This window comes from Clostridium sp. (assembly GCF_022482905.1).
Lineage (GTDB): Bacteria > Bacillota > Clostridia > Clostridiales > Clostridiaceae > Clostridium_B.
Genome location: NZ_JAKVOI010000001.1, coordinates 2988208 through 3003321, shown reverse-complemented (window position 1 = coordinate 3003321; position 15114 = coordinate 2988208). Strand labels below are relative to the sequence as shown.

The window sequence follows — 15114 nt, the reverse complement described above, 5'->3', positions numbered from 1 at the left end:
TCCAATATTAATTGTTTTTTCTCCTCATCTTTTCCAGATAAATCATCAAGACAGAAATATCAGCTGGTGAAACTCCTGAAATTCTAGAAGCTTGACCTATACTTACAGGCCTTATTTTTTTCAATTTCTGTATAGCCTCAATTCTAAGACCTTTTACTTTATCGTAATCTATATTCTGAGAAATAGTCTTATTTTCAAATTTTTTAAATTGAGCTATCTGTTCCATCTGCTTTGTAATATACCCTTCATACTTTGAAATTATATTTACTTCTTCCTGAACATCTATATTCAGGTTTTCTCTATCTTCATCCAAATATTTTAATTTAAAGTAATCAAGTTCTGGTCTTTTTATAAGATCATATAGACTCTCAGGCTTTTTCAGCTCAGATGAACCTAATGATTCAAGAAATTCAATTACAAACTTTTTAGGTGTAATACTTACATTTTTAATTCTATCTATTTCTCTATATATAGCTTTTTTTCTCTCTAAAAATTTTTTATATCTCAACTCAGTTACAAGCCCAATATCATATCCAAGCTGTGTCAGCCTCAAATCAGCATTATCCTGCCTAAGTATTAGCCTGTATTCAGCTCTTGATGTCATCATCCTATAAGGCTCCTCTGTACCTTTAGTAACTAAATCATCTATCAAAACTCCTATATATCCATCAGATCTCTTCAGAATAAAAGGATTTTCCACTTTTGCCTTTAGAGCAGCATTGATTCCTGCTATTAATCCTTGGGAAGCAGCTTCCTCATAACCTGAGCTTCCATTTAACTGACCTGCTCCAAATAAACCTTCAATATTTTTAAATTCCAATGAAAGTTTTAACTGTAGAGGATTTATACAGTCATATTCAATAGCATATCCGGTCCTTAAGAATTCCACATTTTCTAACCCTGTTATTGTCCTATACATGTCAATTTGTACATCTTCAGGCATTGATGTAGATGCCCCGTCGACATATAATTCATTCGTATTCTCTCCCTCAGGTTCTATAAATATTTGATGTTTTTCTTTATCAGGAAATCTAACAATTTTATCTTCAATAGATGGACAATATCTTGGACCTACAGATTTAATAGAACCATTATAAAGTGGAGATCTGTTTATATTTTCACGTATAACTTTTAATGTATCATGAGTAGTATAAGTAAGATAACAGGATATCTGTTCCCTGTCTATTGAATCACTCATAAATGAAAATGGGACTATATTTCTATCTCCTTTTTGCTCCACCATTTTAGAAAAATCTACACTTTCTTTATTTACTCTTGCAGGTGTACCAGTCTTAAAACGCCTTAATTCTATACCCAAATCTATTAAGCTTTGTGACAGATCCTTTGCTGGCATAAATCCATTTGGACCAGAACTATAACTTACATCTCCAATAATCACTTTACCTTTCAAATAAGTTCCTGTAGCCAAAACAACAGCTTTAGTTTCAAAATAAGCACCATTTTTTGTAAGCACTCCACATACTCTATTATTATCATCTGTCCTTATACTAATAACCTCTAATTGTCTTAAATACAGATTTTCTTGCTTTTCAAGTACAAATTTCATTCTTTCTGAATAACGTTTCTTATCAGCTTGGGCTCTCAAAGAATGTACTGCCGGTCCTTTGGAAATATTCAACATTCTGGATTGTATAAATGTATTATCAATATTTACTCCCATTTCACCACCCAATGCATCTATTTCCCTAACAAGGTGTCCCTTCGCAGTACCTCCTACATTTGGATTACAAGGCATAAATCCCACGCTGTCCAAATTCATAGTACAAACCAAAGTTTTACATCCTATTCTAGCTGCAGCAAGGCCTGCCTCACATCCAGCATGACCTGCACCTACTACTATAACATCATATTTCCCTGAAAAGTATTCCATGCAATATACCTACTTTCCTAAACAAAATTTTGAAAATATTTTATTAATTATATCCTCCTGAAGAGTATCACCAGTTATCTCTCCAAGACTTGACCATGCATTTCTAAGATCAATAGAAGCAAGATCAATTGCCTTGGTGTTTTTTAAAGTATCAAGCGCTTGAATACAATTATTTTTAGCCTTAATTAAAGCTTCTTTATGCCTTGAATTTGTTACAACAAAACTATCAAACTTTACTTGGCCATTAAAGAATAATTTTTTTATAAAAGTTCTTATACTATCTAAACCTTCACCAGTTTTCAAAGACGTCTTTACTATAAAATTTGAATTCAGGCCTTGAATATATTGTAAATCTATTTTATTGCCCAAATCGCTTTTATTTAACATTATAATATATTTTTTACTTTTTATATACTCTATTATTTCCCTATCTTCATCATCTAGCGGTTTGCTGGAATCTAACATCAGTATAACCAAATCCGCTTCATTTATCTTCTCTTTAGACTTTTTGACACCTATTTTTTCAACTATATTTTCAGTTTTTCTGATACCTGCTGTATCAATTATTTTAATTGGAATACCCTCTATATTTATATGTTCTTCTATAACATCCCTTGTAGTACCAGGAATGTCTGTTACTATTGCTCTATTTTCCATTGTAAGAGCATTCAAAAGAGATGATTTTCCTACATTTGGTTTTCCAACTATTACAGTACTCAGACCATCTCTAATTATTTTTCCTTCATCTGCACCTTTTAGAATGTTATTCAACTCACATATAACAACCTTCAATTGTGAATCAACTTCATTAGAAGTTACTTCCTCCAAATCTTCCTCCGGATAATCAATTGTAACTTCAATACTCGCAATTAAATTAAGTAGCTTTTCCTTTAATGGATCTATTTTCTTTGAAATACTTCCAAATGATTGATTAAGTGCAGATTTCATTGATATTTCAGTTTTAGCTCTTATTATGTCTATAACAGCCTCTGCCTGACTTAAATCAATTCTTCCATTTAAAAATGCCCTTTTTGTGAATTCTCCCGGTTCCGCAAGCCTTGCTCCATTTTTGATAACTTCATCCAATATTTTAGTTGTACTTACAATACCTCCATGACAATTTATTTCGACAGTATCTTCAGTTGTATAACTTCTCGGAGCTTTCATAAATGTTACTATTACTTCATCCAATAATTCCTCTGTATTTTTTTCAAATATAAATCCATATCTCATGGAATAAGGTTTTATATCTAGTAACTTTCTATTATTTTTACTCTTGAATATATCATTTACTATCGCAAGAGCTCTACTTCCAGAAACTCTTATAATGGATATACCACCTTCTCCAGGAGACGTGGAAATTGCCGCTATAGTATCAAACTCCCTCATTAACTTCACTCCTTTAAAACTAGAATCTAAACAAAAAGAAAGCCAAATTAGGCTTTCTTCAAACTTACTACAACTCTTCTAAAAGGTTCTTGACCTTCACTATAAGTATTAACATAATAATCATTTTGAAGCGTAGAATGAATTATTCTTCTCTCATAGGGATTCATTGGTTCAAACTTTACAGTTCTTCCTGTCCTTTTTACCTTTTCAGCAACCCTTTTGGCAAGTCTTTTTAAAGTTTCCTCTCTTTTATACCTGTAATTTTCCGTATCTAAAATTACCCTCTTATATTCCATATTGTGATCTTTATTGACTATAAGACTTATAATATACTGCAGGGCATCTAATGTTTCACCCCTATATCCTATAAGTATTCCCATATCCGATCCAGATAAATTTATTTTTACTGTATTGTTTTCTTCTTTTATTATAACCTCTGCTTCTATCTTCATACAATCTAAAATATTTCTTATAAAAACCTGGACTTCTTTTATATAATCTCTCTTTAACTTAACCCTTATTCTAGCCGGCCTAGAGCCTATCAAATTTAGAAAACCCTTATTACCAGAATCCAAAACTTCAATTTCAACTCTATCTTTAGTTACCCTCAAATCTGATAATGCATTATTTAAAGCATCCTCTACCGTTTTTCCGGTTACTTCCAAAACCTTCATGCCGTAATCAGTCACCCCCTAAACTTACTAGCCAACCCTTTTTTCTTCAATTCTCTTTATTACAAAATTCTGTGCAATTTGAATCAAGTTACTAACTACCCAGTAAAGTACTAGTGCAGATTTTAACTTCCAACTTATAAAAATCATAAATATTCCCATACCTATGTTCATTTTTCTACTCTGATTCGCTTGGGCACTATCATCAGAAGGCATTATTAACCATCCTGAAAGAAATGTAGTCAATCCTGATAAAACTGCAAGAACCATATCAGGTTTTCCTAAATCCTTTATCCATAGAAAACCAATACCATTTATTCCCGTTAAATGATTAAATACATAGTACAATGCTAAAAGTATCGGCCATTGAATAAGAAGTGGCAGACATCCACTAAAGGGACTAGCACCTTTTTCTTTGTAAAGTTTCATCATTTCCTTTTGTGCTCTTTGGGGATCTTTCTTATACTTTTCTTGCATTTTTTTAACTTCAGGTTGAATTTTATTCATTACTAATGAAGATCTAATCTGTTTTACACCTAAAGGTAATATTAACACCCTAATTATTATAGTCATTAAAATTATAGCCAAACCATAAGAAATATTTTGATCTGGAACTACCGAAACTACTCCTCTATGTAGGTACTCAAAAAATTGAACAAAAGCCTTGTATAGATATTGCATATTAACCTCCTGGCAATTATTTAACCGGGTCGTATCCACCTTTACTTAATGGATTGCACCTTATTATTCTCATTATAGACATAAAACCACCCTTTATAGCCCCATATTTATAAATAGCCTCTAAAGAATATTGTGAACAAGTTGGGTAAAACCTACAACATGGTCTTTTTAAAGGTGAAATATAGTTTATATAAAATTTTATCAAATAAATTAAAAGTATTTTCATTTATTTATACAAACCTGCCTTTTTTATTAAATATTTAACACTAGTCTCTATATCTCTGTAACTTTTATCATTTGATGCATTTCTAGCTATAAAAACCATATTGTATCCTACTTTTAGATTATCACAATTTAACCTAATACTTTCCTTTATTAATCGTTTAATCCTATTTCGGACGACACTCTTACCTACTTTTTTACTTACAGATACACCTAATTTATTAAAACTCTTATTATTTCTATATATGTAAAGTACTAATAAATTATTAGAAAAAGATTTGCCTCTTTTATAGACGACCCTAAACTCTGCATTTTTTTTTAATCCAAAAATCATTATATACTGTACTCCTCTTTTTTCTACATTGCAGAAAAAGGCCCCAAAAAGTGGCCCTTATGCTGATAATCTCTTTCTACCTTTTTGTCTTCTTCTTTTAATAACATTTCTTCCAGATAAAGTTCTCATTCTCTTTCTGAAACCATGTTCTCTTTTTCTCTGTTTTTTCTTTGGCTGATAAGTCATCCACATAACAATTTAACTACTACTTAAATAAATATTAGCAGCAGTTCTGCCTCCCTTCTATATCATATATACTACTGTATTATTTTTATCTGCTAAAACAGTTTTAAACTTTATTTTATTTATTAATTTTTAAAGTTTTACTATTAAATTATATATTCACTACTCTTTAATGTCAACACAATTTCTTGAACATTCATAAACCATAAACACTTAAAAATAAATCATTGTTAATTTTTAAACTATCAATAGCATATATTTTTGTGGATAACTTCTTGAATAGGTATCTTTATTTTGATATTATAAATAGAGAATTGTGTATAAGTCAATTTTAATAATATTTATCCACAGCTGTGGATAAATATGTGGATAACATGTTTTTATATTTTTTTCACTTTTCTAATGTCAGTTATATCAAGGCTTATTATATTAATAATTTATGTTGATAATGTTATTTTTATTATTATTTCATTGTTTATAATATAATATCCAAAAAAAATATTACCAATGTTATAAACATGTGAATATTTTTATAAACACATGGAAAGTAATTATAATAAATTGTTTATATACTGTTTATATATTGTGCTTTTATTATGCAAGACAGGAGGATAGAGGATGAATGCCTACTTACAAGATTTATGGGACAAAACTTTAAATATTATAAAAAATGGTATTACAGAAGTAAGTTTCAATACATGGATAAAAAGCATTACTCCATTATCATTAGAAAACAATACAATAAAATTAAGCGTACCAAATGACTTAACGCGAGGCGTTCTAAACAACAAATACAAAGATCAAATAATAAGGACATTAAAAATTATTACATCAAAAAAATACAATATTGAATTCTTAGTATCTGAAGAAGAAGCATTAACTTTAGATGAATCAAATGATACAAAAAAAACATCAAAAATAAAAAAAGAATCTATAAACATGTTAAATCCCAAATATACATTTGATTCGTTCGTTGTAGGAAACAGCAACAGATTTGCTCATGCAGCATCACTTGCAGTAGCAGAATCCCCTGCAAAAGCATATAATCCATTATTCATATATGGAGGAGTCGGCTTAGGAAAAACCCATTTAATGCATGCTATAGGACATTACATACTAAAAAGCAATCCATCTTCAAAAGTAGTTTACGTTTCATCAGAAAAATTTACAAACGAACTTGTAAACTCTATAAAAGATGATAAAAATGTTGAATTTAGAAATAAATATAGAAATATAGATGTATTATTAATAGACGATATTCAATTTATAGCAGGCAAAGAAAGAACACAGGAAGAATTTTTTCATACATTTAATTCATTATATGAAGCGAACAAACAAATTATTCTTTCCAGCGATAGACCTCCAAAAGAAATATCTACCCTTGAAGATAGATTAATTTCTAGATTTGAATGGGGCCTTATAGCAGACATACAAGCACCAGACTTTGAAACAAGAATTGCAATATTAAAAAAGAAAGCAGATGTAGAAAAATTAAAAATACCAAATGAAGTAATGGTATATATAGCAACCAAAATTAAATCAAATATAAGAGAATTAGAAGGTGCACTTATAAGAATAGTTGCTTTTTCATCTCTTACAAATAAAGAAATAAGCATAGATTTAGCTGTTGAAGCATTAAAAGACATCATTTCAAATAAACAATCCAAACAAGTTACAATAGAACTTATACAAGAAGTTGTAGCAAATTATTATAATTTAAGAATGGATGATTTTAAATCTTCAAGACGTACAAGAAATGTTGCCTTTCCAAGGCAGATAGCAATGTACTTAAGCAGAAAACTAACTGATATGTCACTTCCTAAAATAGGAGAAGAATTTGGTGGAAGAGATCATACTACTGTAATTCATGCTTATGAAAAAATATCTGGAAATTTAAAAGTAGATGAAAGCCTTCAAAATGCACTAAATGAATTGACAAAAAGAATAAATCAGTCATAGTTATAAACATATGTTAATAATTTTTCAAGCTATACCTGTTAATAAAAAATTATATTTGTTTATTTATATTAATATGTGGATAAAATCAATTTTTTTAAATTATTTATCCACAATTATTTTTCTTGTTTTTCTGTTGTTTATCAACACCTGCAAGTGTTATTAACATATTCACATGCCCTACTACTATTACTACTAAAGATAATTATCTAAATTATCTATTCTTAAAGAAAAAATATATATTATACAGGAGGAAAAAATGAAATTTAATTGTACCAAATCAAAATTACAAAATGCAATCTTCACAGTACAAAAAGCAATTACAGGGAAATCCTCAATGCCTATTTTAAATGGAATATTAATCGAAGCAATCGATAATAAAATTATATTGACCGGATCAGATATAGACTTAACTATAGAAACAACAATTTCAGCTGAAATACATGAGAAAGGCTCAATTGTAATAAACGCACGATTATTCGGAGAAATAATTAGAAGATTGCCAAATAGTGATATATATATAGAAACTACAGAAAATAATTCAACTCAAATATTATGTGAAAAATCAAATTTTAATATAATAAATATGAATGTTGAAGATTTCCCGGAACTTCCAAAGATAAATGAGAATATGATGTTCTCAATATCTGAAAATATACTTAAAAATATGATAAAAGAAACTATATTTGCAACAGCTCAAGATGAAACAAGACCAATTCTTACTGGAGTTTTATTTGAAACAAAAAATGAAACTTTAAATTTAGTTGCATTGGATGGATACAGATTGGCATTAAGGTCAGAAATTCTAAAAAATGAAAATGAAATAAATGCCGTTATTCCGGCAAAAACTTTAAATGAAGTTTCGAAAATATTAGAGGATAATGAACAGAATGTAAATATAACCTTCACACCAAATCATATATTATTCAACCTAGAGGAAACAAAAATAGTTTCAAGACTTTTAGAAGGCGAGTTTATAAAGTATAATTCTATAATACCTGAAGAATTTAACTCAAAAGTCATAGCTAAAAGAGAGGAACTTTTGGATTCTATTGAAAGAGCATCACTCTTAGCTAAAGATAGTAATACCAATCTTATAAAATTGAACATAGATGAAGAAAGTATTATAATAACCTCTAATTCTCAATTAGGAATGGTTAAAGAGGAAACAAATATAATTTTGCAAGGACAGCCATTACAAATTGCATTTAATTCAAAATATCTTATGGATGTATTGAAAATAATGCAGGAAGAAGAAATTTCGTTAGAGTTTTCAAGTAATGTGAGTCCATGTATTATCAAAAATAAGGATGAAAATAAAAATAACTGTATTTATTTAATTCTTCCAGTTAGACTTTTAAATAATTAATAAAAATAAAAATCAATATATTGGAGATAATAGAAAATGAAAGAAATAAAAGTAAATACTGATATAATAAAATTGGATTCTTTTTTAAAGTGGTGTGGTGCTGTTTTTACTGGTTCAGAGGCAAAATTTTACATACAGAACGGGAAAGTTAAATTAAATGATATAGTTGAAAATAGAAGAAGTAAAAAATTATCCAAAGGAGATATAGTTGAGATAAACGGTATATGCTATAAAATTATATAACAGCAAAATATCATTAATTGTGCAATAGTTATATTGTGATATAATTAAAACTAGGTGTTTTTATATGTATATAAAATATTTGCAGCTTATCAATTTTAGAAACTACAGAGAGTTGAACATTGAATTAAACCAAAATATGAATATATTTATAGGTGATAATGCTCAAGGAAAAACAAATATACTAGAAAGTATTTATTATTTTAGCATAGGTAAGTCATTTAGAACGAACAAGGATAAAGAGCTTATAAATTGGAATGGGAAAGAAGCATATATAAAATCTTACATAGTTAGAAATGGATTAAATAAAAAAATAGAGATAAAAATTTTTAAAGAAGGTAAAAAAGGGATAAATATAAATTCTATAAAAGTAAATAAGTTGTCTGATTTGATGGGAATTTTTAATGTAGTAATGTTTTCACCTGAAGATTTAAAAATAGTAAAGGAGTCTCCTGTATTCAGACGAAAATTTTTAGATATGGAGTTATGTAAATTAAGCAGAAAATATTATTTTAATTTAATACAATATAATAAAGTACTAAATGAAAGAAATGCCCTACTTAAAAAATTAAATTACAATGATAAAAGTATTCTTGATATATACGATGAACAACTTTCAAAATATGGAGAAGTAATTATAGCTTTTAGAAATAAATATATAAGTGAATTGAACCAAAAAGGTAAAATAATACACTTTGATATAACTTCAGGAATTGAAAAGATAGAATTTAAATACATGACTTCAGTAATAGATTTAAGCCATATCAGAAAAAATTTATTATGTGATCTGGTAAAAAATAGAGAAAATGATATAGAAAAAAGAAATACCTCATCTGGACCTCACAGAGACGATTTTAACATCAGTATAAATGGAGTAGATGTTAGAAATTATGGATCTCAAGGACAGCAGCGAACGTCTGTTTTAACTATTAAATTTGCTTCTCTTGAAATAATAAAAGACAAAACAGGTGAATACCCAGTTTTGTTACTTGATGATGTTTTATCTGAACTGGATAAAAGCAGACAAAAATATATATTAAGTTCAATAAAAAAATTTCAGACCTTTATAACATGTACAGGGATAAATGATATAAAAAATTATATAAAAAAAGAAAACCAATTATTTAAAGTTAGAAATGGCGGCATATTTAGGATTTAACAGATGAAAGGAGATTATTTATGTTTTTACATTTAGGTGAAAATATAGTTGTACCTATAAAAGATATAATTGGCATATTTGATGTCGAGGCCTCGATGTATAGCTCTGATACAAGCCAATTTTTAAGAATGGCTGAAGAAGATGGATTTGTACATAGAATTACAAAAGACAAACCAAAATCATTTATTATTGCTGAAGTAGATAAAAAAAGTAAAGTTTATTTATCTCCAATATCTTCGTCCACATTAACTAAAAGATCAGAAGCTATATATTACGAATCTTAAAGGATAGGAGGATATAAATGCCAGAAAATAATAAACAAATTTATGATGAAAATCAAATACAGGTATTAGAAGGGTTGGAGGCTGTAAGAAAAAGACCGGGTATGTATATTGGAAGTACGAGTTCAAGAGGCTTGCATCATCTGGTATATGAGATAATTGATAACAGTATAGACGAAGCTTTAGCAGGTTATTGCAGCAAAATAAAAGTTGTTATACATAATGATAATTCAATAACTGTATCTGATAATGGTAGAGGAATGCCCGTAGGTATTCATCCAAAAATGAAAAAACCGACAGTGGAAGTAATAATGACAATTCTTCATGCAGGTGGAAAATTTGGCGGAGGTGGATACAAAGTTTCAGGAGGTCTCCACGGAGTTGGAGCATCTGTTGTAAATGCTCTGTCGGAAATTTGCGAAGTAGAAGTAAAAAGAGAAGGACATATATGGAAGCAGGTATTTAAAAAGGGTAAGGCAGTAACTGGACTTGATATTATAGGTGACAGTGATGAGCATGGTACTAAAATTTATTTTAAACCTGATTCTGATATTTTTGACGAAATAGAATATGATTATGATACTCTTGCAAATAGAATTAGGGAATTGGCCTTTTTAAATAAAGGAATACAAATAGTTTTGCAAGATGAAAGAAATGAAAAATATGAAACTTTTCACTATGAAGGTGGAATAAAATCTTTTGTAAAATACCTTAATAGAAATAAACAGGTAATCCAAAAAGAACCCATTTATGTTGAAGGGAGAAAGGAAGACTGTTCTCTGGAAATTGCTATCCAATACAATGATGGTTATGCGGAAAATATATTTGCATTTGCGAATAATATAGATACAGTAGAAGGCGGAACTCATTTAGCAGGTTTTAAATCTGCGCTTACAAGGGTATTTAATGACTATGCTAAAAAGTATGGAGTTTTAAAAGAAAATGATAAGAACTTGTCAGGAGAAGATATAAGAGAAGGTCTTACTGCAGTTATATCAATAAAGTTGGCTAATCCACAATTTGAAGGTCAGACAAAGACGAAACTTGGAAATAGCGAAGTCCGTGGCATAGTAGACAGCATAATGGGAGAAACCTTGAGTAATTATCTTGAGGAAAATCCCCAGATAGCAAAGACTATACTTGATAAATCATTAATGGCATTCAGGGCAAGAGAGGCTGCCAGAAAAGCAAGGGAAATAACAAGACGTAAATCTGTACTTGAAAATACATCATTGCCCGGGAAACTTGCAGATTGTTCTTCTAAACATCCTTCCGAATGTGAAATATATTTGGTAGAGGGCGATTCAGCAGGAGGCTCTGCAAAACAGGGAAGAGATAGAAAATTCCAGGCTATACTCCCTCTTAGAGGAAAAATAATGAATGTTGAGAAACAAAGACTTGATAAAATACTTGGATATGAAGAAATAAGAGCAATGATAACTGCTTTTGGTGGTGGAATAGGAAGAGAATTTGATGTTTCAAAAATAAGATACTATAAAATAATAATAATGACAGATGCGGATGTGGATGGTGCACACATAAGAACCCTGCTGCTTACATTTTTTTACAGGTATATGAAGGAACTTATAGAGCAGGGACACGTTTATATAGCTCAACCTCCTCTTTATAGAATAAGCAAGGGGAAAAAAGAAATCTATGCTTATTCAGACAAGGAATTGGATGTGATTCTCAATGACATGGGAGGAAAAGATAATAGTGTAAATATACAAAGATATAAAGGACTTGGAGAAATGGATTCCACACAACTCTGGGATACTACAATGAACCCTGAAACAAGGACTCTCCTTCAAGTAAATGTAGAAGATGCCATGATTGCAGATGAAATGTTTACTATACTTATGGGAGATAAAGTAGAGCCTCGTAAGAATTTTATAATAGAGAATGCTAAGAAAGTAGTCAACTTAGATATATAGTAGAGAGGTGTAATTCATGTTTGATGAAGGAAAAATTTTACCCGTAGATATAAGTAGCGAAATGAAGAGATGTTATATAGATTATGCCATGAGTGTAATTGTAGGTCGTGCGCTGCCAGATGTTCGTGATGGTTTGAAGCCTGTTCATAAAAGAATACTTTATTCAATGTACGAATTAGGACTGTCTCCGGATAAAGGTTATAGAAAATGTGCTAGAATAGTAGGAGATGTTTTAGGTAAATATCACCCTCATGGAGATTCAGCAGTATATGATGCACTTGTTAGAATGGCACAGGATTTTTCAATTAGATATACATTGGTGGATGGACATGGAAATTTTGGTTCAGTTGACGGCGATAGTGCTGCGGCTATGAGATATACTGAAGCAAGGATGAGTAAAATAACTATAGAAATGCTCAGAGATATTAATAAAAATACAGTTGATTTTGTACCAAATTTTGATGGTGAAGAAAAAGAACCATCAGTTTTGCCTTCAAGATTTCCAAATCTTCTTGTAAATGGATCTGCAGGAATAGCAGTTGGAATGGCTACTAACATACCACCACATAACCTTAGAGAAGTTATAGATGGTGTAAATATGCTTATAGATAATCCTGACACTAGCATAATTGAAATCATGAATTCAATTAAAGGTCCGGATTTTCCTACAGCTGGAATAATAATTGGAACATCAGGAATAAAAGATGCATATGAGACTGGGAGAGGTAAGATACTAGTCAGAGCTAAAGCGGAAATTGAAGAGGAAAAGGGAAGAGAAAGGATAATAGTAAATGAACTTCCATACCAGGTAAATAAGTCAAAACTCATAGAAAGTATAGCAGAACTTGTAAAGGATAAAAGAATTGAAGGAATATCTGACATAAGGGATGAATCTGATAGAGAAGGCATGAGAATAGTCATAGAATTGAAAAGAGATTCAAATTCTAATGTAATTTTAAACCAATTGTATAAGCATACAAAATTACAAGATACATTTGGAATTATAATGCTTGCTCTTGTAGATAATGTACCCCGTATATTGAATTTAAAACAGATATTAGAGTGCTACTTGAATTTCCAGAAGGAAGTAATAAGAAGAAGAACGAAATTTGACTTGGATAAAGCTTTAGCACGTGCACATATTCTTGAAGGATTGCGGATAGCACTTGATCATATAGATGAGGTAATCAACTTAATTAGATCATCAAAAACTACGGAAGATGCCAGAAATGGATTGATGTCAAAATTTGAATTATCTGAAAAACAGGCTCAGGCTATTTTGGATATGAGACTACAAAGACTTACTGGTCTTGAAAGAGAAAAGATAGAGAATGAGTATAATGAACTTATTAAGAATATAAGGCATCTAAAAGATATACTTGAAGATGATCATTTGTTGTTAGGTATAATAAAAGGTGAGCTAAATGAAATAAAAGATAAATATGGAGATGACAGGAGAACAGATATACAATTAAGCAATGATGATATAGACATTGAAGATCTTATTCAAGAGCAAGATGTAGTAATAACGCTTACACATTCAGGCTATATAAAGAGAATTGCAGCAGATACCTATTCTTCTCAAAGAAGAGGTGGAAAAGGAATACAGGCGATTACTACAAAAGAAAATGATTTTGTGGAACATATGTTCATAACATCAACTCATAACCATATACTGTTTTTTACAAATAAGGGAAGAGTATATAAATTAAAGGGATATGAGATTCCAGAAGCAGGTAGGACTGCTAAGGGTACTAATTTGGTTAATTTGATACCTATAGATAGAGATGAAAAAATTCAAGCAGTTATAACTTTTAAAAATTTTGATGAGAATAATTATTTTATAATGGGAACAAAAAAAGGAATAATTAAGAAAACTGAGATAAGTAAATATGCCTCTATAAGAAAGAATGGACTAAATGCCATAAATTTGAGAGAAGAGGATGAGCTTATAGGTGTCAGAATGACTACAGGTGATAGTGAGATTACAATGTTTACAAGAAATGGTTACGCAATAAGGTTTAGTGAAAAAGATGTAAGGCCTATGGGAAGAACTGCATCTGGAGTAAAGGCCATAACTTTGAGGGATAATGATATAGTAGTAACTATGGATATTGTAGATAAGGATTCAGATGTTCTGGTAGTAAGTGAAAATGGTTTTGGAAAGAGGACGCCAATATCTGAATATACCCTTCACAGAAGAGGAGGCAAGGGTATTATAACCTATAAAATAACAGATAAGACAGGACCTATTGTAGGAGCAAGAGTGGTAAAAGATGAGGATGAAATGATGCTTATAAACAACAGTAATGTTGCAATAAGAATTAATGTTTCGGATATATCTATAACTAGTAGAAATGCTATGGGAGTAACACTTATGAAAAATGAAGAAGAGCAAAAGATAGTCGCAATTGCTAAAATAAATTGTAATGATGATATAGAAGGCGATGAAGCTGAAAAATAGTATATGATCTTACTTATGATATTGCAGTAGAGTAACTACTTTCACTGCAATATCTATTTTTTATTTCTAAAATAAAGTAAAAAAATTTATTATAAAGTATTGACAGTAATCTTATATGGTGATATTATATAAAAGTCGCAGGAATTGCGACAGCAAAGAAGAGACATGATCCTTGAAAATTAAACAGAATAGAAACAAGTGAAAACTTGAAGAAATAAACCAGCAATTTTTTTGAGCTGCAGAGATGCAGTAATTAAGAAATCGAACCAGTATGTTACAATTTGTAACATGCCAAAATTGGCAGGAGCGAGCAGGACGAGGAAAAACTTGAAGGAGGAGC

The 15114-nt window shown here is 30.0% G+C and carries 14 protein-coding genes; 7 read left to right on the top strand and 7 right to left on the bottom strand.

What is annotated here, in order from left to right; all coding sequences use genetic code 11:
- Window positions 1-7: 7 nt before the first annotated feature.
- Genes mnmG through rpmH form a run of 7 tightly spaced genes read right to left on the bottom strand, consistent with a single transcriptional unit; the run spans window position 8 to window position 5380 of the window.
- The gene (mnmG, locus tag LKE46_RS14780; RefSeq protein WP_291723953.1) at window positions 8-1891 is read right to left on the bottom strand and encodes a tRNA uridine-5-carboxymethylaminomethyl(34) synthesis enzyme MnmG; all 1884 of its coding nucleotides are present in this window, start codon (window positions 1889-1891) and stop codon (window positions 8-10) included.
- A 9-nt stretch (window positions 1892-1900) separates the two neighbouring features.
- On the bottom strand, window positions 1901-3280 hold the full coding sequence (mnmE, locus tag LKE46_RS14775; RefSeq protein WP_291723950.1) for a tRNA uridine-5-carboxymethylaminomethyl(34) synthesis GTPase MnmE: 1380 nt from the start codon (window positions 3278-3280) through the stop codon (window positions 1901-1903).
- A 47-nt stretch (window positions 3281-3327) separates the two neighbouring features.
- A complete protein-coding gene (gene jag, locus LKE46_RS14770; protein WP_291723947.1) occupies window positions 3328-3954 on the bottom strand; it encodes an RNA-binding cell elongation regulator Jag/EloR in 627 nt (208 codons plus the stop codon).
- Window positions 3955-3981: 27 nt separating this feature from the next.
- The gene (locus tag LKE46_RS14765) at window positions 3982-4632 is read right to left on the bottom strand and encodes a membrane protein insertase YidC (RefSeq protein WP_291723944.1); all 651 of its coding nucleotides are present in this window, start codon (window positions 4630-4632) and stop codon (window positions 3982-3984) included.
- 16 nt (window positions 4633-4648) lie between these two features.
- Window positions 4649-4858 (bottom strand): membrane protein insertion efficiency factor YidD, encoded by a 210-nt coding sequence (gene yidD, locus LKE46_RS14760; RefSeq protein WP_291723940.1) that lies wholly within the window; start codon window positions 4856-4858, stop codon window positions 4649-4651.
- The gene (rnpA, locus tag LKE46_RS14755; RefSeq protein WP_291723938.1) at window positions 4859-5188 is read right to left on the bottom strand and encodes a ribonuclease P protein component; all 330 of its coding nucleotides are present in this window, start codon (window positions 5186-5188) and stop codon (window positions 4859-4861) included.
- A gap of 57 nt (window positions 5189-5245) precedes the next feature.
- The gene (rpmH, locus tag LKE46_RS14750; RefSeq protein WP_182089634.1) at window positions 5246-5380 is read right to left on the bottom strand and encodes a 50S ribosomal protein L34; all 135 of its coding nucleotides are present in this window, start codon (window positions 5378-5380) and stop codon (window positions 5246-5248) included.
- Between the two features lie 609 nt (window positions 5381-5989).
- On the opposite strand from rpmH, the gene dnaA reads away from it, so the two are divergent.
- The 7 genes from dnaA to gyrA all read left to right on the top strand — a co-directional run bounded on the left by dnaA (window position 5990) and on the right by gyrA (window position 14774).
- A complete protein-coding gene (dnaA, locus tag LKE46_RS14745; RefSeq protein WP_291723928.1) occupies window positions 5990-7330 on the top strand; it encodes a chromosomal replication initiator protein DnaA in 1341 nt (446 codons plus the stop codon).
- Window positions 7331-7586: 256 nt separating this feature from the next.
- Window positions 7587-8696, top strand: coding sequence for a DNA polymerase III subunit beta (dnaN, locus tag LKE46_RS14740; RefSeq protein WP_291723925.1), 1110 nt, complete (start codon window positions 7587-7589; stop codon window positions 8694-8696).
- A gap of 36 nt (window positions 8697-8732) precedes the next feature.
- Entirely contained in the window at window positions 8733-8939 is a 207-nt protein-coding gene (locus tag LKE46_RS14735; RefSeq protein ID WP_291723922.1) for an RNA-binding S4 domain-containing protein, read from the top strand.
- A gap of 64 nt (window positions 8940-9003) precedes the next feature.
- Window positions 9004-10095: a DNA replication/repair protein RecF gene (gene recF / locus LKE46_RS14730; protein WP_291723919.1), complete on the top strand. Its 1092-nt coding sequence runs from the start codon at window positions 9004-9006 to the stop codon at window positions 10093-10095.
- A gap of 20 nt (window positions 10096-10115) precedes the next feature.
- Complete coding sequence (remB, locus tag LKE46_RS14725) at window positions 10116-10379, top strand: extracellular matrix regulator RemB (RefSeq protein ID WP_291723916.1); 264 nt, start codon at window positions 10116-10118, stop codon at window positions 10377-10379.
- A 17-nt stretch (window positions 10380-10396) separates the two neighbouring features.
- A complete protein-coding gene (gene gyrB / locus LKE46_RS14720) occupies window positions 10397-12310 on the top strand; it encodes a DNA topoisomerase (ATP-hydrolyzing) subunit B (RefSeq protein ID WP_291723913.1) in 1914 nt (637 codons plus the stop codon).
- Between the two features lie 16 nt (window positions 12311-12326).
- Window positions 12327-14774 carry a DNA gyrase subunit A gene (gene gyrA / locus LKE46_RS14715; RefSeq protein WP_291723911.1) on the top strand — a complete coding sequence of 816 codons (2448 nt, stop codon included), beginning with the start codon at window positions 12327-12329 and terminating at the stop codon, window positions 14772-14774.
- The last annotated feature ends 340 nt before the right edge of the window (window positions 14775-15114 follow it).

Bases quoted from the DNA above. Each gene is read 5' to 3' on its own strand.
- mnmG (WP_291723953.1), bottom strand. From the start codon at position 1,891: ATGGAATACTTTTCAGGGAAATATGATGTTATAGTAGTAGGTGCAGGT.
- mnmE (WP_291723950.1), bottom strand. From the start codon at position 3,280: ATGAGGGAGTTTGATACTATAGCGGCAATTTCCACGTCTCCTGGAGAA.
- jag (WP_291723947.1), bottom strand. From the start codon at position 3,954: ATGAAGGTTTTGGAAGTAACCGGAAAAACGGTAGAGGATGCTTTAAAT.
- LKE46_RS14765 (WP_291723944.1), bottom strand. From the start codon at position 4,632: ATGCAATATCTATACAAGGCTTTTGTTCAATTTTTTGAGTACCTACAT.
- yidD (WP_291723940.1), bottom strand. From the start codon at position 4,858: ATGAAAATACTTTTAATTTATTTGATAAAATTTTATATAAACTATATT.
- rnpA (WP_291723938.1), bottom strand. From the start codon at position 5,188: ATGATTTTTGGATTAAAAAAAAATGCAGAGTTTAGGGTCGTCTATAAA.
- rpmH (WP_182089634.1), bottom strand. From the start codon at position 5,380: ATGTGGATGACTTATCAGCCAAAGAAAAAACAGAGAAAAAGAGAACAT.
- dnaA (WP_291723928.1), top strand. From the start codon at position 5,990: ATGAATGCCTACTTACAAGATTTATGGGACAAAACTTTAAATATTATA.
- dnaN (WP_291723925.1), top strand. From the start codon at position 7,587: ATGAAATTTAATTGTACCAAATCAAAATTACAAAATGCAATCTTCACA.
- LKE46_RS14735 (WP_291723922.1), top strand. From the start codon at position 8,733: ATGAAAGAAATAAAAGTAAATACTGATATAATAAAATTGGATTCTTTT.
- recF (WP_291723919.1), top strand. From the start codon at position 9,004: ATGTATATAAAATATTTGCAGCTTATCAATTTTAGAAACTACAGAGAG.
- remB (WP_291723916.1), top strand. From the start codon at position 10,116: ATGTTTTTACATTTAGGTGAAAATATAGTTGTACCTATAAAAGATATA.
- gyrB (WP_291723913.1), top strand. From the start codon at position 10,397: ATGCCAGAAAATAATAAACAAATTTATGATGAAAATCAAATACAGGTA.
- gyrA (WP_291723911.1), top strand. From the start codon at position 12,327: ATGTTTGATGAAGGAAAAATTTTACCCGTAGATATAAGTAGCGAAATG.